The following is a 24,243-nucleotide window of genomic DNA, read 5'->3' on the forward strand; positions in this document are numbered from 1 at the left end:
TTAACTCTCCTTCGATGGCGCTTTTTCTGACAGATAGTTAGCCATCCGGCAGTATTGCGCGACAGAGATATTTTCCGCTCGCATCGCCGGATCAATACCCAGCTCGGTCAGGACCTCAACGCTAAACAGGTTACCGAGGCTGTTACGTACCGTTTTACGGCGCTGGTTAAACGCTTCGGTGGTAATACGGCTCAGCACGCGGACATCTTTAACCGGGTACGGCATCGTCGCATGTGGAACCAGACGCACAACGGCGGAATCGACTTTAGGCGCAGGCGTGAATGCGGATGGCGGTACTTCGAGTACCGGGATCACATTGCAATAATATTGCGCCATGACGCTTAATCGACCATACGCTTTACTGTTTGGCCCTGCAACCAGACGATTGACTACCTCTTTTTGCAACATGAAATGCATGTCGGCAATGGCATCAGTATAGGTAAAAAGATGGAACATCAGCGGCGTGGAGATGTTGTACGGCAGGTTGCCGAAAACGCGCAGCGGCTGGCCCATCGTTTGTGCGAGTTCGCCGAAGTTCATCGTCATGGCATCTTGCTGATAAATCGTCAGCTTTGGCCCTAAAAACGGGTGAGTTTGCAGGCGCGCGGCAAGGTCGCGGTCCAGTTCAATGACCGTGAGCTTATCCAGTCGTTCACCTACTGGCTCGGTCAATGCTGCCAGGCCCGGGCCGATTTCGACCATTGCCTGACCTTTCTGCGGATTGATAGCAGAGACAATACTTTCGATCACAAACTGATCGTTAAGGAAGTTTTGCCCGAAACGTTTACGGGCTAAGTGGCCCTGATGGACTCGATTATTCATTAGTATTAACAATCATTTTGATGGCGAGGTTAAGCGCCGTAATAAAACTGCCGACATCTGCTTGCCCACGACCCGCAAGTTCAAGTGCGGTACCGTGATCGACAGATGTGCGAATAAAGGGCAGGCCCAGCGTGATATTCACACCGCGACCAAATCCCTGGTATTTTAGCACGGGGAGACCCTGATCGTGGTACATTGCCAATACGGCATCCGCGTGGTCGAGATATTTGGGCTGAAACAGCGTATCTGCAGGCAGTGGGCCGTTTAATTTCATCCCCTGCGTACGCAGGGCATCGAGGACCGGAATGATGGTGTCTAACTCTTCCGTCCCCATATGTCCGCCTTCACCAGCATGCGGGTTAAGGCCACACACCAGAATATGCGGATCGGCAATGCCAAACTTGGTGCGCAAATCATGATGCAGAATGCCGATCACTTCCTGCAACAGTGCGGGTGTAATAGCGTCGGCAACGGCTCTGAGCGGCAAATGCGTGGTGGCCAGCGCTACGCGCAGTTCCTCCGTCGCCAGCATCATCACCACTTTCTTCGCCTGTGAACGCTCTTCAAAAAACTCGGTATGCCCGGTAAACGGCACCCCAGCGTCATTGATTACGCCCTTGTGGACAGGGCCGGTAATCAGCGCCGCAAATTCACCTTGCAGACAACCATCGCAGGCGCGAGCCAGCGTATCCACGACATATTGCCCATTTTCTACCGCCAATTGACCTGCGACTACAGGTGCTCGTAGCGCAATCGGTAACAGCGTCAACGTACCTGCTGATTGCGGTCTGGCTGGAGTATCTGAAGAGTAGGGGAGGAGTGAAAGCGGTAAACCGAGCATCGCTGCCCGGTCACTGAGAAGAGCGGCATCCGCACAGACGACGAGTTCTACGGGCCACTCACGCTGTGCGAGCTGAACCACGAGGTCTGGGCCAATCCCGGCGGGTTCGCCGGGAGTGATGACAACGCGTTGAATACGAGTCATTAGTTGCTCAGAATTTTAACGTATGCGCTGGCGCGCTGTTCCTGCATCCAGGTCGCTGCTTCTTCCGAGAATTTACGGTTCATCAGCATACGGTAGGCACGGTCTTTCTGCGCTGCGTCAGTTTTATCCACATTACGCGTGTCCAGCAGTTCGATCAGATGCCAACCGAAAGAGGAATGCACCGGGGCGCTCATCTGGCCTTTGTTAAGTTTGGTCAGCGCATCGCGGAAAGCGGGATCGAAAATATCCGCTGCAGCCCAGCCCAGATCGCCGCCCTGGTTGGCAGAACCGGGATCCTGAGAAAACTCTTTCGCTGCTGCCGCGAAGGTGGTTTTACCGCTCTTAATATCTGCCGCGATTTGTTCCAGCTTCAGACGCGCCTGTTGATCGGTCATGATCGGCGATGGCTTCAGCAGAATATGGCGGGCGTGCACTTCAGTCACGGAGATGCTCTGACTTTGACCACGCATATCGTTGACTTTCAGGATGTGGAAACCTACACCTGAACGAATAGGGCCGATGATATCGCCTTTCTTTGCGGTGCTTAACGCCTGAGCGAAGATGCCCGGTAGTTCCTGAATACGTCCCCAACCCATCTGGCCGCCTTTCAGCGCCTGCTGGTCTGCGGAGTAAGTGATAGCCAGTTTGCCGAAATCGCTACCGTTACGCGCTTCATCAACAACGGAACGCGCCTGGCTTTCAGCCGCGTTTACCTGATCTGAAGTTGGGTTTTCCGGTAATGGGATCAAAATGTGGCTCAGGTTCAGCTCGGTGCTGGCATCGTTTTGGTTGCCAACCTGCTGCGCCAGGGCATCCACTTCCTGCGGCAGAATGGTGACGCGACGGCGGACTTCGTTGTTACGCACTTCGGAGATGGTCATCTCTTTGCGGATCTGGCTACGATAGGTCGAATAGCTTAAGCCATCCTGTGCCAGACGGCTGCGCATCTGATCCAGCGTCATGTTGTTCTGCTTGGCGATGTTGGCGATAGCCTGATCCAACTGCTCGTCAGAGATTTTAACCCCCATCTTCTGACCCATTTGCAGGAGGATTTGATCCATGATCAAACGTTCCAGGATCTGATGACGCAGCGTGGCGTCATCCGGTAACTGCTGACCAGCCTGACCCGCATTAAGTTTTACTGACTGCATTAAGCCATCGACGTCGCTTTCGAGAACGACGCCGTTATTGACGACGGCTGCGACTTTATCGACTACCTGTGGGGCAGCGAAACTGGTATTCGCGATCATGGCGATACCGAGAAGCAGCGTTTTCCAGTTCTTCATACTTTTTCCATTTCAATTAACCGCAATGCGGATTACGTTGTAAATCAATCAGATCATAAAGCGCTTTGATACGGCAAAATGTTCGAACGCAACATTTGGTTGGTGCCGAGACCGTAGTTAGAGCTCAGGCCACGCAGTTCGATATTAAAGCCGATCGTGTTGTCATAAATCGCGTGCTGCATTTTGTTATCCCAACCGTTCAGCTTACGTTCGTAGCCGAAGCGAATAGCGTAACAGCAGGAGTTGTACTGTAAGCCCAGCATTGAATCTGCTTCTTTGTTCACATTGGTATCGAAGTAGTAAGCACCGACAATCGACCAGCGGTCGGCAATCGGGAAGCTCGCCACCGCACCCACCTGTGAAATCCCATTTTCATATTGGGCGTTAGTTACATCGCGTGAAGGTACCGCGGCCTTAATATACTCTGGGCTGGCATAACGGTAGTTCAATTGCAGCATACGGTTTTCGTCACGGCGGTATTCGATACTGCTATTGCTGGTTGCGATGCTATCCAGGCGCGTGTCGTACTGGATCCCACTGCGTAAACCCCAGCGATCGGAGATGCGCCAGTAGGTATCGCCAGCCCATACCAGTGAGCCCGTTTTGTCGTCATTCTCCCATTCTGTATGGTCATCGCCAGTGCGAGACTCGGTGAAATAGTAGATTTGACCCACAGAAATATTAAAACGTTCAACGGCCGCGTCATCATAAACGCGAGATGTGACCCCGGTCGTTACCTGATTGGCGGAAGCAATACGGTCCAGGCCGCCATAAGAGCGGTCACGGAACAGGCCACTGTAGTCAGATTGCAGCAGGGATGAGTCATAGTTATAAATATGACTTTGATTGCGATACGGGACGTACAGGTACTGCGCGCGCGGCTCCAGCGTCTGGGTATATCCCGGCGCCAGCATGTTCATATCGCGCTCGAAGACCATCTTGCCGTCGACTTTAAACTGCGGCATGACGCGGTTGGCTGAATCGTCTAGCTTGTTCACGTTGCTTGGCTTGCTGTTGTACCAATCCAGGTTACTTTGCTGATAGTGCGTTGCCAGCAGTTTTGCTTCGGTATTGACACTGCCCCAGTTATTCGACAGCGGCAGGTTAATCGTTGGCTCCAGATGCAGACGTGTTGCTTCCGGCATATAATCCGTGGTGTTCACGAAATGAACCGCCTGGCCATAAATACGAGTATCAAACGGGCCGACGTCGTTCTGGTAGAAGTTGACATCTAATTGCGGTTCGGCGGAATAGCTACTTTTATTCTGGTCACCAAAAACCTGGAATTGTTTGGTAGATACCGTAGCGTCAAAGTTCTGTACCGCATAGCCGACGCTGAATTTTTGCGTGGCATAGCCGTCGGTACTGGAACCGTACTTGTTGTCAAAGTCGTTGAAGTAGCTAGAATCGCTGACCTTGGTGTAGTCGACGTTGAAACGCCACACCTGGTCCATGACGCCAGCGTGCCGCCAGTAAAACAGCCAGCGGCGTGAGTTGTCATCCTTCGGGTTATCATCCTCGTACACTTTATCGGAGTTCAGATAGTCGAACTCCATCAGGCCTGCACCCGCCTGGGTGAGGTAGCGGAATTCGTTCTCCCACATGATGCCGCCACGACGGTGCATATAATGCGGCGTGATGGTGGCGTCCATATTGGGCGCAATGTTCCAGTAGTACGGAAGATAGAACTCAAAATAGTTATTAGTCGAGTATTTTGCGTTCGGGATCAGGAAACCGGAACGGCGCTTATCGCCGACGGGCAACTGTAAATAAGGACTGTAAAAGACCGGAACCGGACCCAGTTTAAAACGGGCGTTCCAGATCTCTGCGACCTGTTCTTCACGATCGTGGATGACTTCGCTACCGACGACGCTCCAGGTATCGGAACCGGGCAGACAGGAGGTAAAGCTACCGTTTTCCAGAACGGTATAACGGTTTTCCCCACGCTGTTTCATCAAGTCGGCTTTCCCGCGTCCCTGACGGCCCACCATCTGGTAATCACCTTCCCAGATGTTGGTATCTTTGGTATTCAGATTAGACCAGCCCTTCGGTCCCTTCAGAATAACCTGATTGTCATCGTAATGGACATTACCCAACGCATCGACGGTACGTACTGGCTCCGGCTGGCCTTCTGCCTGCTTCTGATGAAGCTGAACTTCGTCGGCTTGCAGGCGGCTATTACCCTGCGCAATATCCACGTTGCCGGTAAACACTGCGTCATCCGGGTAATTCCCTTTCGCGTTGTCGGCATTGATGGTGACGGGTAATTCATTGGTTTCGCCCTTCACCAGAGGACGGTTATAGCTCGGCACGCCCAGCATACACTGTGAGGCGAGATCGGCTGCCAGACCCTGTTGACTATAAAGGGCGCTGGCAATCATGGTGGCCAGAAGAGTGGGAATACGTTTTTTCATACGTTGTATTTATTGTTCCATCATCGGTAGCGTCGCGCGTGACAAACGGTCACAGCCTAACTTATCTCATCTTCACTGCGCTAGTGTTAATCCTGCCCATTTAGGCATCCGTGGTGTTAGGCACGGCATTGAATGACAGGTATGATAATGCAAATTATAGGCGATGTCCCACAATTGACCGCAGCCGTCAAACGGTAAAAGCAGCTTATATTGTGGGACATAGTCTGGCTGAGAGCATAAAGATTTGGGGAGTCTATGCAGTATTGGGGAAAGATAATTGGTGTAGCCGTGGCTTTAATGATGGGCGGCGGCTTCTGGGGTGTGGTTCTGGGCCTGTTAGTCGGCCACATGTTCGACAAAGCCCGCATGCGCAAAATGGCGTGGTTTGCCAACCAACGTGAACGCCAGGCGCTTTTTTTTGCCACCACTTTTGAGGTGATGGGACATCTGACCAAATCCAAAGGTCGCGTCACGGAAGCCGATATTCATATCGCCAGCCAGTTGATGGATCGGATGAATTTGCACGGTGATTCCCGTACTGCCGCGCAACACGCCTTCCGGGTGGGAAAATCAGACAATTACCCATTACGTGAAAAGATGCGTCAGTTTCGCAGCGTCTGTTTTGGTCGATTCGATCTGATCCGCATGTTTCTGGAGATCCAGATCCAGGCAGCATTTGCCGATGGGTCATTGCATCCTAACGAGCGCGAAGTGTTGTATGTGATCGCTGAAGAGTTGGGGATTTCGCGCACCCAGTTTGATCAGTTTCTGCGCATGATGCAGGGCGGGGCACAGTTCGGCGGCGGATATCAGCAGCAGTCCGGTGGTGGCGGCTGGCAGCAAGCGCAACGAGGCCCGACGCTGGAAGACGCCTGCAATGTTCTCGGTGTTAAAACAACCGACGATGCGACCACCATTAAACGCGCTTATCGTAAACTGATGAGCGAACACCATCCGGACAAGCTGGTGGCGAAAGGGCTGCCGCCGGAGATGATGGAGATGGCTAAGCAGAAGGCGCAGGAAATTCAGAAGGCGTACGAGCTGATTAAAGAGCAGAAAGGATTTAAGTAAATATACACGGCATCCTTCAAGCTGCCTCTTTGTTGGCTGCACTGTGAAACCCCAGTCACATAGTTATCTATGCTCCTGGGGATTTCTTCGTTTGCCGCCTCGATGCATCTCGAATGATTTGTGTCTATAAATAGAGACACAAAGCAAAAACGAAATGCGTCCCCAGCAACGTTTTAAAAATCTGCCGGGACTTTAAACGTCATGCTGTTGCCGTATTCGGGATGGGTGATGGTTAACATCTCTGCGTGCAGCAGCAGGCGCGGCGCTAACGCCAGGGCCTGTGGCGGGGCGTAGAAGCGGTCACCCAGAATCGGATGCCCTAATGCCAGCATATGCACTCGCAGCTGGTGGGAGCGTCCGGTAATAGGTTTGAGCACCACCCGGGCGGTGTTATCCGCCGCGAACTCTACCACTTCATACTCGGTCTGCGCGGATTTCCCGGTCTCATAACACACTTTCTGCTTTGGCCGGTTCGGCCAGTCGCAAATCAGCGGTAAATCAACCAGTCCCTCGGCCGGAGCGGGATGTCCCCATACGCGTGCGACATACTGCTTTTTCGGTTCGCGCTCGCGAAACTGGCGTTTTAGTTCACGCTCTGCCGCTTTGGTTAGCGCGACTACAATCACGCCGCTGGTTGCCATATCCAGACGATGCACGGATTCAGCCTGCGGATAATCGCGCTGAATGCGCGTCATCACGCTGTCTTTGTGCTCATCCAGACGGCCCGGCACGGACAACAAGCCGCTCGGCTTATTGACCACCATAATGTGCTCATCCTGATACAGGATAACCAGCCAGGGCTCCTGCGGCGGATTGTAGTTTTCCATCCCCATGTATGGCTCCGTTACTGGTGCGTCACAACGATCAGACGCAGGGCATCCAGACGCCAGCCCGCCTGATCCAGGCTTTCCAACACCTGCTGGCGGTTGCTTTCAATGGCGCTGAGTTCGTCATCACGGATGTTCGGGTTAACTGCACGCAGGGCTTCCAGACGCGACAGTTCTGCTGTCAGCTTCTCGTCCGCTTCCTTACGCGCCGCGTCGATCAGCGCGCGGGCGGATTTTTCCACCTGCGCTTCACCCAGTTGCAGGATGGCATGAACATCCTGCTGCACGGCGTTGACCAGTTTGCTGCCGGTGTGGCGGTTAACGGCGCTGAGCTGACGGTTAAAGGTTTCGAATTCAACCTGCGCGGCAAGGTTATTACCGTTTTTATCCAGCAGCATGCGTACCGGCGTTGGTGGCAGGAAGCGGTTCAACTGCAGTTGTTTCGGCGCTTGCACCTCTACAACGTAGACCAGTTCAACCAGCAGAGTGCCGACTGGTAATGCCTTGTTTTTCAATAAAGAAATAGTGCTGCTTCCGGTATCGCCGGAAAGGATCAGATCCAAACCATTGCGGATCAGCGGATGCTCCCAGGTAATAAACTGAGCGTCTTCACGCGACAGGGCGACATCACGTTCAAATGTAATGGTGCAGCCATCTTCCGGCAGGCCAGGGAAATCCGGTACCAGCATGTGGTCGGACGGCGTCAGCACGATCAAATTGTCGCCACGGTCATCTTGATTAATACCGACGATATCAAACAGGTTCATGGCAAAGGCGATCAGACTGGTGTCGTCATCCTGCTCTTCAATACTTTCGGTAAGCTGTTGAGCTTTTTCGCCGCCATTGGAGTGAATTTCCAGCAGGCGATCGCGGCCTTGCTCCAGCTGGGCTTTCAGCGCGTCATGCTGCTCACGGCAGGTTTTGATCAGGTCATCAAAGCCATCGGTGTTTTCCGGCTCAGCCAGGAAGCCGATCAGATTGCTGTATACCGTGTCATAGATAGTACGTCCGGTTGGGCAAGTGTGTTCGAACGCATCCAGACCTTCGTGGTACCAGCGCACCAGCACGGATTGCGCTGTTTTTTCCAGGAACGGCACGTGGATCTGAATATCATGCGCCTGACCGATACGGTCCAGACGACCAATACGCTGTTCCAGCAGGTCCGGGTTGAACGGCAGGTCGAACATCACCAGGTTGCTGGCGAACTGGAAGTTACGCCCCTCGGAGCCGATTTCAGAACACAGCATCACCTGGGCGCCGCTATCTTCTTCGCTAAACCAGGCTGCCGCGCGGTCACGTTCAATGATCGACATTCCTTCATGGAACACGGCGGCGCGGATCCCTTCACGCTCGCGCAAGACCTGCTCCAGTTGCAGCGCGGTGGTTGCTTTCGCGCAGATAACCAGCACTTTTTGCGAGCGGTGGCTGGTCAGGTAGCCCATCAGCCATTCCACGCGCGGATCAAAGTTCCACCAGGTGCCGGTGTCACCTTCGAATTCCTGATAAATCTGTTCCGGGTAGAGCATGTCGCGAGCCCGGTCTTCCGCACTCTTTCGTGCACCCATAATGCCGGAGACTTTAATCGCGGTCTGATATTGGGTTGGCAGCGGCAGCTTGATGGTATGCAGTTCGCGTTTCGGGAAGCCTTTCACACCGTTACGGGTATTACGGAACAGCACGCGGCTGGTGCCATGGCGGTCCATCAGCATTGAAACCAGCTCCTGGCGCGCGCTCTGGGCGTCCTCGCTGTCGCTGTTTGCCGCCTGCAATAACGGCTCAATGTCCTGCTCGCCAATCATGTCGCCTAACATGTTCAGCTCATCGTTACTCAGCTTGTTGCCAGCCAGCAGCATGGCGACGGCATCAGCGACCGGACGGTAATTTTTTTGCTCTTCAACAAACTGGGCGAAATCGTGGAAACGGCTTGGATCCAGCAGGCGCAGACGCGCAAAGTGGCTTTCCATACCCAGTTGTTCTGGCGTTGCGGTCAGTAGCAGGATACCCGGCACGCGTTCAGCCAGCTGTTCAATGGCCATATATTCGCGGCTGGGCGCATCTTCGCTCCACACCAGGTGATGGGCTTCATCGACAATCAGCAGATCCCATTCGGCGTCACACAAGTGCTCCAGACGCTGTTTACTGCGACGGGCAAAGTCCAGCGAACAGATAACTAACTGTTCGGTTTCAAACGGGTTGTAGGCGTCATGCTGCGCTTCTGCATAACGCTCATCATCAAACAGCGCAAAACGCAGGTTGAAACGGCGCAGCATTTCGACCAGCCACTGGTGCTGTAGCGTCTCCGGGACGATGATCAGTACGCGTTCAGCGGCGCCGGAAAGCAGTTGCTGATGCAGGATCATCCCAGCCTCAATGGTTTTACCTAAACCCACTTCGTCAGCCAGCAAAACGCGCGGGGCGTGACGACGACCAACATCATGAGCAATGTTGAGCTGGTGGGGGATCAGGCTGGTACGCTGGCCGCGCAAACCACTCCACGGCATACGGTACTGTTCGCTCTGAAATTTACGCGCGCGATAGCGCAGCGCAAAGCGGTCCATACGATCAATTTGGCCAGCAAACAGGCGATCCTGTGGTTTGCTGAATACCAGTTTACTGTCGAGCAGCACTTCACGCAGCGTTACACCGGTTTCTTCGGTATCAAGGCGGGTTCCGATATAGGCAAGCAGGCCGTTTTCTTCTTTTACTTCATCGACATGCAGCTGCCAGCCTTCATGGCTCGTTATCGTATCGCCAGGATTGAACATCACGCGGGTCACGGGAGAATCACTGCGCGCATACAGACGGTTTTCGCCCGTCGATGAGAAAAGTAAAGTGACGGTTCGCGCATCCATGGCGACAACAGTACCAAGTCCCAGTTCGCTTTCTGTATCGCTGATCCAGCGTTGACCAAGTGTAAAAGGCATATATGTTCGGCTCTATATCTTTAATTGCAGGTAATACTCGTCATTTTCCGGGCTAACCCGGTTTTTGAGAGCATACGACCCCGCTACCAGGCTAATAAATCAGTGGTAGTGGTGTTAAATGGGTCCAGGAATGGAAAGGGCGCTATGGTACTGGATGGCGGCGGTTTCGTCACGCGTCAAAATAACCCCAGTTGCCCTGTGAGTAGTGTAGCAAAGTTATCATCGATAAAGGGAAGTATTCCCTCGGCAACTGGTTGTATCTGACGGGTCAAATAGTGCTCATAATCGAGAGCAGATTGCTGATAATCCACAGGTTCAGGGCCGTTTACTGTCCAGACATATTTAATGGTGCCACGGTTTTGGTACTGTGGCGCACGACCTCGTTTTATATTCTGTTCATCAGCCAGTCGTGCCGCGCGGACGTGTGGCGGAACATTACGCTGGTATTCACTTAACGGGCGGCGCAGGCGTTTGCGGTACACCAGTTGCGCATCAAGTTCACCCGCCATCAGACGGTCGATGGTCTCGCGGACAAACTCCTGATACGGCTCGTTACGAAAAATTCGCAGGTACAGCTCCTGCTGGAATTGTTGTGCCAGCGGTGTCCAGTCGGTGCGAACCGTTTCCAGCCCCTTAAACACCATGCGTTGTTCAGCCCCTTCCTGAATCATTCCGGCGTAACGTTTTTTACTACCGGTATCTGCACCGCGAATAGTCGGCATCAGAAAGCGACAAAAGTGGGTTTCAAACTCCAGCTCCAGCGCGCTGGTCAGATTTTGTTGCTTTAGCGATTGCGCCCACCACGAGTTGACATGGCTCACCAGCTCCCGGCCAATCCGGGCGGCATCATCTTCTGAGTGCGCCTTTTTAAGCCAGACAAAGGTCGAGTCGGTATCACCATAGATGACGTCGTAACCCTGAGCCTCAATTAACGCTTTGGTCTGGCGCATGATCGCATGACCGCGCATCGTGATTGATGAGGCCAGTCTCGGGTCGAAAAAGCGACAGGCGGTCGTGCCAAGCACACCGTAAAACGCGTTCATGATAATTTTCAGCGCCTGCGAGAGCGGTTTATTTCCGTGGCGTTTTGCTTCTTCACGCCCGTGCCAGATCTGAGTAACGATCTCCGGCAGGCAATGTTTTTCGCGTGAGAACCAGGCGTCAAGAAAACCTTCGGTGCTGTGCTCCCGATCCGGTTGCGCCATCCCTTCAATAAGCCCCACCGGATCGATCAAAAATGTACGAATAATTGAGGGGTACAGGCTTTTGTAATCCAGCACCAGCACGGAGTCGTACAATCCCGGGCGCGAGTCCATCACGTAGCCGCCGGGGCTGGCGTGCGCGGGAACTTCCCCCAGATTTGGCGCCACGTAACCCGCCCGGTGCATGCGCGGAAGGTAGAGGTGGCCGAAGGCGGCAACCGAACCACCGTGACGGTCGACCGGTAGACCGTTGACCGTCGAGCGCTCCAGCAGAAAAGGCATGATCTCGGTTTTATGAAAAATACGCGTGACCAGCTCACAGTCTTTGAGATTGTAGGTGGCGAGCGCGGGTTTATCCTGGGCAAACCGACGGTCAATTTCGTCCATTCGGTCCCACGGGTTATCAATCGACTTGCCTTCACCCAGCAATTCTTGCGACACCGTTTCCAGCGAGAATGACGAGAAATTCCAGAAGGCGGATTTGAGTGCTTCAATGCCGTCAATGATCAGACGACCTTTGGCCTGCGCGAAGAACACGCCGTTTTTGAAGCCATGCTCGCGCCACTCCAGTTCGCTATTATCACGACCAAAACGCAGGGGGATGCGATAACGTTCGGCATGCTTTTGCAGGACGCGTAAATCGAATTGCACCACGTTCCAGCCGATGATGACATCGGGATCGTGACGGGCAATCCAGTCGTTGAGCTTTTCCAGCAACTGCGGGCGGCTTGCCACGTACTCAAGTTCAAAATCCAGCGCCGAGGCATCGCCGTTTGCCGGGCCGAGCATGTAGACAATACGCTGCCCGCAACCTTCAAGGCCAATGCAGTAGAGTTCACCATGCCGTGTGGTTTCGATATCCAGCGATACCCATTTTAGCGGTGGACGATAGCTCGGGTTTGGTTTCAGGCGGGTATTAATCAGCGTGCCGTGCTGTTTGTCGCCTTCGGCCCAGACCGGGGACGTGATGAAGCGTTCCATCAGGTAGCGCTCCGGCGGGCGGATATCCGCCTCGTAGACAGTGACGCCGTTTTCGCGCAGGAGTTTTTCCAGCCGCATGAGCTGGCGATGGGAGCGGCAATACAGACCCGAAACGGGCTGGCGGTGGAAATCTTGTAGTTGAAGCGGCGTCAGGCGATAGCCGTTCTCTGTACGTAATAATGATGTAACGCGCGGAACCTGACTGCCTGGTATAAACGCGACGGATTCCTGCGGCGCGAGCGTAACCAGCAGCGGCCCGTCGTCTGTAGCCAGCCAGAATGAGACCTCAGTTCCCTGCGGGGTGTCCCGCCAGTGCCGGGTTAAAATAAAGCCTGCCTGCGCCACGCTGTGTATCCATTAAAAAACCAGGCATGATTATAGCCTGGTTCTGATAGATTTGCTGTGGTTTTATACAGTTATCCTGTACCCGCAGAGACTACTGTCCGTAATACGCTTTAGCACCGTGTTTACGTAGGTAGTGCTTATCCAGTAGGGTTTGTTGCATATCCGGCAGTTGCGGCGCGAGCTGGCGGCAGAAAATCCCCATATAGGCGACTTCTTCCAGCACGATGGCGTTATGCACCGCATCTTCGGCATTTTTTCCCCAGGCGAACGGACCGTGAGAGTGCACCAGTACGCCAGGCATCTGCGCTGCGTCAATGCCTTGTTTCTCGAAGGTTTCAACGATTACATTTCCGGTTTCCCACTCGTATTCACCGTTAATCTCGCTGTCGGTCATTTTCCGCGTACAGGGAATCGTGCCGTAGAAATAGTCCGCGTGGGTGGTGCCTGTCGCTGGAATTGACTGACCCGCCTGCGCCCAGATTGTCGCGTGGCGCGAGTGGGTATGAACAATACCGCCAATGCTCGGGAATGCCTGATATAACAAACGGTGCGTTGGAGTATCGGAGGAGGGCTTTTTCGTGCCTTCAACGACTTCCCCAGTGGCGATACTGACAACAACCATATCGTCTGCGGTCATGACGCTGTAATCGACACCGGAAGGTTTAATCACAAACACGCCGCGTTCGCGATCGACGGCGCTAACGTTTCCCCAGGTCAGCGTCACCAGGTTGTGCTTTGGCAGCGCCAGATTCGCTTCCAGTACCTGACGTTTAAGATCTTCTAGCATGTTAACTCCTGAATGCCGGATGGCGCTTCGCTTATCCGGCCTACGTAATTTGTAGGCCCGGTAAATGAAATGCCACCGGGCAATCCGTTTCACCAATTAACGTTTGAACCCGTAATACACTTCGTTCCAGCGCAACGCGTCCTTAAAGGCCGGCAGACGGGTATCGTTATCGATCACTGCGATCTCGATATCATGCATTTCAGCGAACTGGCGCATATCGTTCAGATCCAGCGCATGGCTGAAGACGGTGTGGTGCGCGCCACCGGCAAGGATCCAGGCCTCAGATGCGGTTGGCAGATCCGGCTGGGCCTTCCACAATGCGTTAGCCACCGGCAGTTTCGGCAGGTCATGCGGCGTTTGCACAGTGTTGATGCAGTTAACCAGCAAGCGATAGCGATCGCCGAGATCGATCAGGCTGGCAACCACTGCCGGGCCAGTTTTAGTGTTGAAGATCAGACGGGCAGGATCGTCTTTACCGCCAATACCAAGGTGCTGAACGTCGAGGATCGGTTTCTCTTCCACAGCGATTGACGGGCACACTTCCAGCATGTGCGAGCCGAGCACCAGATCGTTGCCTTTCTCGAAGTGGTAGGTGTAATCCTCCATAAATGAGGTGCCGCCCTGCAGACCGGTTGACATCACCTTCATGATGCGAAGCAGAGCGGCGGTTTTCCAGTCGCCTTCGCCCGCAAAGCCGTAGCCTTGCTGCATCAGACGCTGTACGGCCAGACCCGGGAGTTGTTTCAGGCCGTGCAAATCTTCAAATGTCGTCGTAAAGGCGTGGAATCCGCCCTGTTCCAGGAAGCGTTTCATCCCCAGTTCAATACGGGCGGCTTCCAGTACGTTCTGACGTTTTTCACCATGGACTTGCGTGGCCGCCGTCATGGTGTAGGTGCTTTCGTACTCGTCGATCAGTGCGTTGATTTCGCCGTCACTAATTGCGTTCACTACCTGCACCAGATCGCCCACGGCCCAGGTATTTACCGAGAAACCGAATTTGATCTGTGCGGCAACTTTATCGCCGTCAGTGACCGCCACTTCGCGCATGTTGTCGCCAAAACGGCAGACTTTCAGATGGCGGGTATCCTGTTTGGACACCGCCTGGCGCATCCAGGAGCCAATACGCTCGTGCGCTTGCTTATCCTGCCAATGACCGGTGACCACGGCGTGCTGCTGACGCATACGCGCACCGATGAAGCCGAACTCGCGACCGCCGTGTGCGGTCTGGTTCAGGTTCATAAAGTCCATATCAATGCTGTCCCACGGCAGGGCGGCGTTGAACTGGGTGTGGAACTGCATCAGCGGTTTGTTGAGGATAGTCAGACCGTTAATCCACATTTTGGCTGGAGAGAAGGTGTGCAGCCAGACCACCAGGCCTGCGCAGCGATCGTCATAGTTGGCATCACGACAGATAGCGGTAATTTCGTCAGGAGAAGTACCCAGCGGTTTTAATACCAGTTTGCAGGGCAGGTTAGCTTCCGTATTCAGTGCGTTAACAACGTGCTCGGCATGTTGGGTTACCTGACGCAGTGTTTCCGGGCCATACAGATGCTGGCTACCAATCACAAACCACACTTCATAGTTATCAAAAATTGTCATTGTCGTGTCCTTAATGAGTCAGGGTTGCCAGGTCTACCGGGGCTTGCTGCGCCGGTGCGGCAGTCGGAAGGTACTGTTGTTCAGCGCTTACCGCCCACTGCTGGTAGCGGCGGTAAAGTTGTTCAAAACGTTGAGCCTGTTCTGGACGAGGTTGCATCGTCTTTTCTACTGCGCTCGCCATGTGTTGCTGGGCGGCTGGAATGTCTGCATGGACCTGCGCGGCAACGGCGGCGAAGATAGCCGCACCGAGCGCGCAGCACTGGTCTGAAGCGACAATCTGTAGCGGACGGTTTAGCACGTCGCAGCAGGCCTGCATGATGACCGGGTTTTTACGCGCGATACCGCCGAGCGCCATGACGTTGTTAACCGCAATGCCTTGTTCGGTGAAGCATTCCATGATGGCGCGTGCGCCAAAGGCCGTGGCGGCAATCAGACCACCAAACAGCGCTGGCGCATCGGTTGCCAGATTCAGGTCGGTAATGACGCCTTTCAGACGCTGGTTGGCATTCGGCGTACGACGACCATTAAACCAGTCAAGCACCACCGGCAGGTGATCCAGCGACGGATTTTTCGCCCAGGCTTCGGTGAGCGCTGGCAGCAGCTGTTTTTGGCTGGCTTTAATCTGGGTTTTCAGTTCCGGGTGCTGCGCGGCAAGCTGTTCCAGCGGCCAGCTCAACACACGGCTAAACCAGGCATAGATATCGCCGAAAGCAGATTGCCCCGCTTCCAGACCGATAAAATGCGGCACCACGCTGCCATCAACCTGGCCGCAAATGCCTTTCACCGCGCGTTCGCCAACGCTTTGTTTGTCGGCAATCAGAATGTCGCAGGTAGACGTGCCGATGACTTTCACCAGCGTATTGGGTTGTGCGCCTGCGCCGACCGCGCCCATATGGCAGTCAAAAGCTCCGCCTGAAATCACCACGGTTTCTGGTAGCCCCAGGCGCTGCGCCCACTCGGCACACAGAGTGCCAACCGGCAGGTCCGCCGTGAAGGTGTCGCTAAACATTGGGTATTGCAGATGGCGGTTGAGGATGGGGTCGAGTTCGTCAAAGAAACTGGCTGGCGGCAGCCCCCCCCAGCTTTCATGCCACAGGGATTTATGCCCGGCGCTGCAGCGACCGCGACGAATATCCTGGGGGCGCACAGTGTTGGAGAGCAGGGCCGGAACCCAGTCACACAGCTCAATCCATGAGACCGCCGCCTCGGCGACCGCGTGGTCCTGGCGAGTCACGTGCAGGATTTTTGCCCAGAACCATTCGCTGGAATAAATACCGCCAATATAGCGGGAGTAATCGATCTTGCCCGGCGTGTGGCACAGGCGAGTAATTTCTTCGGCTTCTTCGACCGCGGTGTGATCTTTCCACAGAACAAACATCGCATTCGGGTTTTCCGCGAACTCCGGGCGCAGCGCCAGTACGTTGCCGTCGGCATCGATGGGCGCCGGGGTTGAACCGGTACTGTCAACGCCAATCCCGACCACTTCCGCGCGTTGTTCCGCGCTCAGCTCGGCCAGGACGGTTTTCAGCGCCGCTTCCATGGACTCAATGTAGTCGCGCGGATGATGGCGAAACTGGTTGTTTGGGCCGTCGCAATACTGCCCTTCCTGCCAACGTGGGTACCACTCAACGCTGGTGGCGATTTCTTCACCAGTGGCACATTCCACCGCCAAAGCGCGTACCGAATCACTACCAAAATCGAGGCCAATTGCAATCGCCATCGTCTTACTCCATCCAAAAATACGGGTATGGATAAACAGTAGTGAGAAGGGATAAAAACCGTCAGGCAGGATCCGCTAATCTTATGGACTAAAATGCTGTGGCATCACAAAGTGTGACGCCGTGCAAATAATCAATGTGGACATTTCTGCCGTAGTTATAGACACTTTCGTTAGCCGATTTTGACGTTGGCGTAGTACATGTTTTTTACAAATTGCTTTTCACAAGCGGGGTTGATGGTCCATTACTGCAAACACTGTGACCCGCAGGGGCGACGGCGATGATGTCTGGCGTAATATGGACAAATTGTTTCTTAGCAGAACCCAGGGAGTATTGAAATTATGGCTGAAACGCAAAACGATCCCCTACTGCCGGGCTATTCGTTTAACGCACATTTGGTGGCTGGATTAACCCCCATTGAGGCGAACGGATACCTGGACTTTTTTATCGACAGGCCGCTGGGGATGAAGGGCTATATCCTTAATCTCACTATCCGTGGGGAAGGGGTCATTAATAATCAGGGCAAGCAGTTTGTCTGTCGACCTGGCGATATTTTGCTGTTTCCGCCCGGAGAAATTCACCACTACGGACGCCACCCGGATGCCAGCGAGTGGTATCACCAGTGGGTCTACTTTCGGCCACGCGCTTACTGGCAGGAGTGGCTGACCTGGCCGGCCATTTTTGCCCAGACCGGTTTCTTTCGCCCTGATGAAGCGCACCAACCGCATTTTAATGAACTGTTTGGACAGATCATTAATGCCGGGCAAGGGGAGGGCCGCTATTCCGAACTGCTGGCGATTAATCTGCTGGAGCAATTGTTACTCCGACGTATGGAAGCCATTAATGAGTCGCTGCATCCGCCAATGGACAACCGCGTTCGCGATGCCTGCCAGTACATTAGCGATCATCTGGCGGACAGCAATTTTGATATTGCCAGCGTCGCACAGCATGTCTGCCTGTCGCCTTCCCGTTTGTCACACCTGTTCCGCCAGCAATTGGGCATCAGCGTATTAAGCTGGCGTGAGGATCAGCGTATCAGTCAGGCGAAGCTACTGCTGAGTACCACACGTATGCCTATCGCCACGGTGGGTCGCAACGTCGGCTTTGATGACCAGCTCTATTTCTCTCGCGTTTTCAAAAAATGTACCGGCGCCAGTCCGAGCGAGTTCCGTGCTGGATGTGAATAAAAAGTGAATGATGTGTCCTGAAAGTTGTCATAACTGGCAATCTATTCAGACAATTGATGGCTTGACGAAGTTGAGAAGGGTTATCAAAATCCCTGCTTCGTAAATCTGACGGACACATTATGCAAGCATTGCTGGAACACTTTATTCTCCAGTCCGCCCTGTACTCTCTGATCGCCGTACTTTTGGTGGCTTTTTTGGAGTCGCTGGCGTTGGTTGGTCTGATTCTGCCTGGCACCGTGATGATGGCGGGGCTGGGGGCGCTGATTGGCAGTGGCGAACTGAATTTCTGGCATGCCTGGCTTGCGGGCATCGTCGGTTGCCTGTTGGGGGATTGGATCTCCTTTTGGTTGGGCTGGCGCTTTAAAAAGCCGCTGCACCGTTGGTCGTTCATGAAAAAGAACAAGGCGCTGCTGGATAAAACCGAGCATGCGCTGCATCAGCACAGCATGTTTACCATTCTGGTGGGCCGTTTTGTCGGCCCAACGCGTCCGCTGGTGCCGATGGTGGCGGGCATGCTGGATCTGCCTGTCGCAAAATTTATTGTGCCGAATATTATAGGCTGCGTGCTGTGGCCGCCGTTCTATTTCCTGCCGGGTATTTTGGCGGGAGCGGCAATCGATATTCCTTCCGATATGCAGAGCGGAGACTTCAAATGGCTGCTGCTGGCGACGGCGTTGCTGCTGTGGGTCGGGGGCTGGCTATGCTGGCGGCTGTGGCGTAGCGGCAAAGCGGCAGTCGATCGTTTAACCGCGTATTTCCCCCGCAGTCGTTTGCTGTATCTGGCACCGTTAACGCTCGGGATCGGCGTGGTCGCGCTGGTGGCGCTGTTGCGTCACCCGCTGATGCCGGTGTATATCGATATTCTGCGCAAAGTTGTGGGTTACTAGCGATTCCTTTGCCGGATGGCGGCTTCGCCTTATCCGGCCTACGAAATATGAGGGTTGATGCCTAACAGCGCTGAGGCACTGGCTTGACCGCTTAGTAGCTCGTCTGTTTTGCCTTGCCATGCAATGCGTCCGTCGGCGACGACGATTGACCGGGGCGCAATTCGCGCCGCATCTTCTACGCTGTGGGAAACCATCAGCAGCGTAAGCTGCTTATCACGGCAGACCTCGGCGACCAGGGTTAACATCTCCTGACGCAGGGCGGGATCGAGCGCAGAGAACGGTTCATCGAGCAGCAATATGGGTTGCTCCCGCACCAGACAACGCGCCAGCGCCACGCGTTGTCGCTGCCCGCCGGAAAGCTCACCGGGGAGTCGTTCCAGCAGTGAATCGAGGCCCATTTGCCAGGCGATGTGGTGCATTTTCTCCCGCTGAAGCGCGTTCAGTTTTAAACCCGGATCAAGACCCAGGCCGATGTTTTGCCACACGCTCAGATGGCTGAACAGATTGTTTTCCTGAAACAGCATGGAGACGGGACGACGCGAAGGAGGCGTTGCGGTGTGATCTTCACCTTCAATCATCATTGTGCCGCTGGCAGGCGTGAGAAAGCCGGCAATCAGATTCAGCAACGTACTTTTCCCGGCACCGCTGGGCCCGAGTATTGCTACCTGCTCACCGCGCGAGACTGACAGCGTAAAGCGCATGGGCAAATGGTGGTAAAGCCATGTGATATCAATCAGTTTTAACATTTCGACCCGGCAATTTCTCAATAACGGTAAACAGCGTAAAACACAGGATCAGCAGCAAGAGCGCCGTAACCGCGCCATCCTGACTGCGATAAGATCCAATCTGCTGATATAAATAAAACGGCAGGGTGCGGAAATCCTCATTGCCAAATAACGCCACCACGCCAAAGTCGCCAATCGACAATACACAGGCAAACGCCATCGCCTGCGCCAGCGGACGTTTCAGTGCCCGCAGTTCAACCACTTTCAGGCGCGACCATCCCTCAATTCCCAACGACTGGCACAGCATACTGTAGCGTGCGGTCACGTCACGCATTGGGTTTTCCAGTACCTTCAGCGCGTAAGGGATCGCCATCAGCGCGTTGGTGAAAATCACAATGCCGTCGGCAGATTCGGGGAGTCCAACGGTGTTATTGAGCAGCAGAAAGAAGCCGGTAGCTAACACGATGCCCGGCATGGCGAGGATCATCATGCCGCTAAGCTCCAGTACCTGGCCTGCCAGCACCTGCTGTCGGGCGCGCAGTTCGCGACTGCTCCATAACAGCATCATGGTGAGTATCACGCACAATGCCCCTGCCGCCAGCGCGATGCGCAGTGAAGTTCCCAATGCCTGCCACAGAACCGGCTGCATAAGCACTTCCAGTACCTGGTTGTTAAGACCATCGACAAGCACTGCCAGCAGCGGCGGCAGCAACAGCAGCAGGGCCAGAATAATCAGCAGCGAGTCGGCCAGACGGCTGTGCAAACGATCGTCGGGATCGCGCCAGCCCTGAACCAGCGTGGTGCCCGGCGCAATGGCGCGGCTCAGGCGTTGGCTGAGGAGCACCAGCGCTAAACAACACAGCATCTGGATCAACGCCAGCATCGCGGCACGGGCGGGATCGTAATCAAAGTTCAGCGCCTGATAGATAGCCAGCTCAATGGTGGTTGCCTGCGGCCCGCCACCCAGCGACAAGACGGTGGCGAAGCTGGCGAAGCACAGCATAAAGATGAGCGCCGCGACGGGAAGGATCTGACGGCGTAACCATGGCCACTCGACAAAGCGGAAGAAATGCCAGCCGCGGATACCCAACTGAGCGGCTAACTGTCGTTGTTCGCCTGGAATATTTTCCAGCGACTGCAACAGCAGACGGCTGGCCATCGGCAGATTGAAAAAAACGTGCGCCAGCAGGATGCCCTGCAAACCGTACGGCGAAAACGTCCACTCCAGCCCGAATGTCTGCCAGAGCGAGGCTAACCAACCCTGACGGCCATACACGCTCAGGATGCCAAAGACCGCGACCAACACCGGCAGAATTAGCGTCATCGCGCACAGGCGTAGCAGCGCCAGACGTCCAGGGAAACGGCGGCGATAAAGCGCTCTGGCAAGGAAAATTGCCGGGACAACCGACAACACTGCGGATAAAAAAGCCTGCCAGAAAGAAAAACGCACCACGTGCCACAGGTAGTCGTCTCCCCACAGCGAGAGCCAGTCACCTTGTGGGGCGTTAAACCATAGCGCCAGGAACGCGGCCAGGGCAACTGCCACCATCAGCGTGGCGGCAGAAAGCCCGGGAACCAGCCAGCCGGGAATTAACGGCTGACGGCGCGTTGCCATTCGCTGATCCATGTCTGACGCTGGGCCGCAACCTGCTGCGGGGTAAATTCCAGCGCGGTGGCCGGTTTATTCAGTTGCTCAAATCCTGATGGAAGAGCAACCTGCGTCACCGGATACATCCAGTTGCCGGTCGGAATGGCATTCTGGAATGCCGGTGACACCATAAATTTCAGGAATTTCTCAGCCAGTTCCGGCTGCTTGCTGGCAGCGGTGCGGGCGGCGACTTCCACCTGCAAATAGTGACCTTCACTAAACTCAGCGGCGGCGTAGTTATCTTTTTTCTCGTCAATGATGTGATAGGCCGGGGAGGTGGTGTAGCTCAGTACCAGATCGCTCTCACCTTTCAGGAACAGGCCGTAGGCTTCGCTCCAACCCTTGGTGACGGTGACGGTTTTGGCGGCCAGTTTCTGCCACGCCTCCGGCGCTTTGTCGCCATAAACTTTCTGCATCCATAACAGCAGGCCCAGCCCTGGCGTGCTGGTGCGTGGATCCTGATAAATGACGCGCCATTTTTGGCTGCTCTCTACCAATTCCTTCAGGCTCTTTGGCGGATTTTTCAGCTTGTTTTTATCATAGACAAAAGCGAAGTAGCCGTAATCAAACGGAACAAAGGTGTCATTTTTCCAGCCGCCGGGCACGTCAACGGCGTCGTTTGCGACCCCGCTTTTGGCGAACAGTTTGGTTTGCGTGGCGGCATCCAGCAGGTTGTTATCCAGTCCCAGTACGACGTCGGCTTTGCTGTTTTTTCCTTCCATGCGCAGGCGGTTAAGCAGCGAGACGCCATCTTCCAGCGCGACCAGCTTCAGTTCGCAGTTGCAGTCAGCTTCAAAGGCTTTTTTGATTGTCGGGCCAGGGCCCCAGTCCGCGGCGAACGAATCGTAGGTATAGACGGTCAGTACCGGTTTGGCGAAGGCAGGCGCTGCGCACAGCAGTAAAAGCGGAAGACATTTTTTAAACACTTTGCACCTCAAGAGTTGGGTGGCAAAGGACTTGAGATAAGCCTCAAATCCCTTCGCCGGCATTATCCGGATCAGGTTCGACGGGTATCTCTCAGCCAGCATATTGCATAGCACCCCGTTGAGAACGGCGTTAGTGTAATGATTTTGTTGCTCAGCAGCAATTAAGGATCCGGCGGCGCAAACCATGCCGATTTAAAATCAAACCAGCCGAGGGTATTCATGCGTAGCCCGCGCATACTGCGCTGGCCCTGAATGATCAGCCAGTGATGGATCAACGGCACAATGGCCTTTGTGGCGAGCAGCTGTTGGCACCATGCCGCCAGGCTCATTTCACCGGTTCGCCAACGGGCCGCATCGTTTTCCCAATCCCGCGAGATACAGTTTTGCAGTAACGGGACTTCGCAGAGATGCGCGAACAACGAGAAGTCCAGCGGGAGGGTAAAGTTGGCGCTGTTAAGCCAGATATCACTGACTATTTCACCTGCATGCCACTGATCGTAGTCGATCTCCTGAATATTTAACTGTACCTGATGTTCCGCCAGCAGCGTTTTCATGATCTGCGCGATAATTCGGTGTTCGATGTGATCGCGATAGTAAGTGAGCGTTAGCGTTTCCAGCCCGGCCGGCTTTTCGCCATGTCCGGGCTTGGCGTGGTGCCAGCGGGGGAGTAACCCATAGGCGGGAAACCACAGTCGTTGGTACTGTTCGTCGGCGTGACAGATTAAATTCGTCGGTGAAAGAACGCGGCTTGCCCACTCGCGAACCTCCTGGTTCGCGCCACGATGGGTTCGCGCATCAAACAACAGGTAATAGCAGCCTTCTTCGAGGCGGCTTTCGATCGCTTTTTCATCTTCCGTGGGACCTTTTAGCGTCAAGCCGCCGCCCGGCTCTTCGCCGATGTCAGGTAATACCCAAACGTTAACTTCATCGATCAGCGCCCGGTAGCCGAAGTAATCATCAAATGCGCGAATTTTCAGTTGGTTATTAGTATTGCGCATTACAGCATATGGGCCGGTGCCAATCGGCTGGCTGGAGAAGTTACTTAGCGTTTCCCATTCTCGCGGCAGGATCATGGCGGGGACTTGCCCCAGTAACCAGGGAAGCCAGCGGTCCGGTTGGGCAAGATGGATATCCAGCGTCCAGGCGGTGGGGGAGACGATTTGCGTAATGTGCGAGTACAACGGCAGCGTGTTGATACGCTGTAGCGAGGTAATGACATCCTCCATTTCCAGCTCGCGGCCATGGTGGAAATGGATCCCCGGGCGCAGGAAGAATCGCCAGTGTAAAGGCGAAATCTGTTGCCAATGATGGGCGATGTCGGCTTCCAGTTCCCCATTTTCCTCATTTACCAGAATTAAGGAACTGAAGATTTGCCGGGCAATATGGGTTTCGGAGCGGCGTAACGCCGTGCCGGGGAGCAGATTGCGCATAGGACGATAATAGAGGACGCGCATGATGTGCCGCCCCTGGCGAAAACTGCGTCCCAGGTGGGAAACCAGCATTTGTCTGACGGCCGTTTTATCACCGACCAGTTGTACCAGTTGATCGATACGATCCTGTTCCAGCAGGTCTTCTGCTCGCTGCTGCTGGAGCGCCAGCCCGGTATAGAGGAATGTCAGGCGCGAGCGTTTACCCCGCCCAACTTCGGCTTCCCACGTTAACCAGCCGCGATCCTGCATGGTATTAAGCAGGGTGCGCATATGACGGCGCGAGCAGCTCAGCAGCTCCGCCAGTTCGTTCAGCGTCGTGTCTTGCGTTTTGCCGTCACAGCATTGCCACAGACGGATGAACTGTTGTTGCAAACGACCAGAAGACATAAAAGGGGAACTCCTGCGGAAAACTCAGCAATTTTATTATCCCTATATTAAGCCAATAATAGATTCCGATGAAGCGATGAGACAACGAAGGG

The 24,243-nt window shown here is 54.5% G+C and carries 17 protein-coding genes and 1 riboswitch; of the genes, 3 read left to right on the forward strand and 14 right to left on the reverse strand.

What is annotated here, in order from left to right; genetic code table 11:
• The 4 genes from rsmA to lptD are packed head-to-tail and all read right to left on the reverse strand — an operon-like array spanning position 1 to position 5,507.
• Positions 1 to 822 carry a 16S rRNA (adenine(1518)-N(6)/adenine(1519)-N(6))-dimethyltransferase RsmA gene (gene rsmA / locus FDX11_RS21265; protein ID WP_061382914.1) on the reverse strand — a complete coding sequence of 274 codons (822 nt, stop codon included), beginning with the start codon at positions 820 to 822 and terminating at the stop codon, positions 1 to 3.
• Positions 815 to 1,807, reverse strand: coding sequence for a 4-hydroxythreonine-4-phosphate dehydrogenase PdxA (gene pdxA, locus FDX11_RS21270; RefSeq protein ID WP_042312390.1), 993 nt, complete (start codon positions 1,805 to 1,807; stop codon positions 815 to 817). Before pdxA ends, rsmA begins: the two co-directional genes overlap by 8 nt.
• Positions 1,807 to 3,093, reverse strand: a complete 1,287-nt coding sequence (gene surA / locus FDX11_RS21275) for a peptidylprolyl isomerase SurA (protein WP_042312387.1) — start codon at positions 3,091 to 3,093, stop codon at positions 1,807 to 1,809. Before surA ends, pdxA begins: the two co-directional genes overlap by 1 nt.
• Positions 3,094 to 3,146: 53 nt before the next feature.
• Positions 3,147 to 5,507, reverse strand: a complete 2,361-nt coding sequence (gene lptD, locus FDX11_RS21280) for an LPS assembly protein LptD (RefSeq protein ID WP_137398499.1) — start codon at positions 5,505 to 5,507, stop codon at positions 3,147 to 3,149.
• Between the two features lie 255 nt (positions 5,508 to 5,762).
• Between lptD and djlA the strand changes: the two genes are divergently transcribed.
• Positions 5,763 to 6,578, forward strand: coding sequence for a co-chaperone DjlA (djlA, locus tag FDX11_RS21285; protein ID WP_003845702.1), 816 nt, complete (start codon positions 5,763 to 5,765; stop codon positions 6,576 to 6,578).
• Positions 6,579 to 6,751: 173 nt separating this feature from the next.
• On the opposite strand, the gene rluA is transcribed toward djlA, so the two are convergent.
• The 6 genes from rluA to araB all read right to left on the reverse strand — a co-directional run bounded on the left by rluA (position 6,752) and on the right by araB (position 16,963).
• On the reverse strand, positions 6,752 to 7,411 hold the full coding sequence (gene rluA / locus FDX11_RS21290; RefSeq protein ID WP_042312382.1) for a bifunctional tRNA pseudouridine(32) synthase/23S rRNA pseudouridine(746) synthase RluA: 660 nt from the start codon (positions 7,409 to 7,411) through the stop codon (positions 6,752 to 6,754).
• An 11-nt stretch (positions 7,412 to 7,422) separates the two neighbouring features.
• Positions 7,423 to 10,329 (reverse strand): RNA polymerase-associated protein RapA, encoded by a 2,907-nt coding sequence (gene rapA, locus FDX11_RS21295; RefSeq protein ID WP_137398500.1) that lies wholly within the window; start codon positions 10,327 to 10,329, stop codon positions 7,423 to 7,425.
• A gap of 176 nt (positions 10,330 to 10,505) precedes the next feature.
• Positions 10,506 to 12,857, reverse strand: coding sequence for a DNA polymerase II (gene polB / locus FDX11_RS21300; protein ID WP_137398501.1), 2,352 nt, complete (start codon positions 12,855 to 12,857; stop codon positions 10,506 to 10,508).
• 91 nt (positions 12,858 to 12,948) lie between these two features.
• On the reverse strand, positions 12,949 to 13,644 hold the full coding sequence (araD, locus tag FDX11_RS21305) for an L-ribulose-5-phosphate 4-epimerase (RefSeq protein WP_042312376.1): 696 nt from the start codon (positions 13,642 to 13,644) through the stop codon (positions 12,949 to 12,951).
• Between the two features lie 96 nt (positions 13,645 to 13,740).
• Positions 13,741 to 15,243 (reverse strand): L-arabinose isomerase, encoded by a 1,503-nt coding sequence (araA, locus tag FDX11_RS21310; RefSeq protein ID WP_137398502.1) that lies wholly within the window; start codon positions 15,241 to 15,243, stop codon positions 13,741 to 13,743.
• 10 nt (positions 15,244 to 15,253) lie between these two features.
• The gene (gene araB, locus FDX11_RS21315) at positions 15,254 to 16,963 is read right to left on the reverse strand and encodes a ribulokinase (RefSeq protein WP_137360238.1); all 1,710 of its coding nucleotides are present in this window, start codon (positions 16,961 to 16,963) and stop codon (positions 15,254 to 15,256) included.
• A 339-nt stretch (positions 16,964 to 17,302) separates the two neighbouring features.
• On the opposite strand from araB, the gene araC reads away from it, so the two are divergent.
• Both araC and FDX11_RS21325 read left to right on the forward strand, forming a co-directional pair.
• Complete coding sequence (gene araC / locus FDX11_RS21320; protein ID WP_003018834.1) at positions 17,303 to 18,148, forward strand: arabinose operon transcriptional regulator AraC; 846 nt, start codon at positions 17,303 to 17,305, stop codon at positions 18,146 to 18,148.
• A 119-nt stretch (positions 18,149 to 18,267) separates the two neighbouring features.
• Positions 18,268 to 19,035 carry a DedA family protein gene (locus FDX11_RS21325; protein WP_038637157.1) on the forward strand — a complete coding sequence of 256 codons (768 nt, stop codon included), beginning with the start codon at positions 18,268 to 18,270 and terminating at the stop codon, positions 19,033 to 19,035.
• A 38-nt stretch (positions 19,036 to 19,073) separates the two neighbouring features.
• Here the strand turns inward: FDX11_RS21325 and thiQ are convergent, their stop codons facing one another.
• The 4 genes from thiQ to sgrR all read right to left on the reverse strand — a co-directional run bounded on the left by thiQ (position 19,074) and on the right by sgrR (position 24,151).
• Complete coding sequence (gene thiQ / locus FDX11_RS21330; protein WP_137398503.1) at positions 19,074 to 19,781, reverse strand: thiamine ABC transporter ATP-binding protein ThiQ; 708 nt, start codon at positions 19,779 to 19,781, stop codon at positions 19,074 to 19,076.
• Positions 19,765 to 21,375, reverse strand: a complete 1,611-nt coding sequence (gene thiP, locus FDX11_RS21335) for a thiamine/thiamine pyrophosphate ABC transporter permease ThiP (RefSeq protein ID WP_137398504.1) — start codon at positions 21,373 to 21,375, stop codon at positions 19,765 to 19,767. The genes thiQ and thiP overlap by 17 nt, the downstream gene beginning before the upstream one ends.
• Positions 21,351 to 22,334, reverse strand: coding sequence for a thiamine ABC transporter substrate binding subunit (thiB, locus tag FDX11_RS21340; RefSeq protein WP_079225518.1), 984 nt, complete (start codon positions 22,332 to 22,334; stop codon positions 21,351 to 21,353). The genes thiP and thiB overlap by 25 nt, the downstream gene beginning before the upstream one ends.
• A 30-nt stretch (positions 22,335 to 22,364) precedes the next feature.
• Positions 22,365 to 22,462: riboswitch (TPP riboswitch) on the reverse strand.
• A gap of 33 nt (positions 22,463 to 22,495) precedes the next feature.
• Positions 22,496 to 24,151: an HTH-type transcriptional regulator SgrR gene (sgrR, locus tag FDX11_RS21345; RefSeq protein WP_137398505.1), complete on the reverse strand. Its 1,656-nt coding sequence runs from the start codon at positions 24,149 to 24,151 to the stop codon at positions 22,496 to 22,498.
• Between the last annotated feature and the right edge of the window lie 92 nt (positions 24,152 to 24,243).

Source organism: Citrobacter sp. wls714 (assembly GCF_005281025.1).
GTDB classification, from domain to species: domain Bacteria; phylum Pseudomonadota; class Gammaproteobacteria; order Enterobacterales; family Enterobacteriaceae; genus Citrobacter; species Citrobacter werkmanii.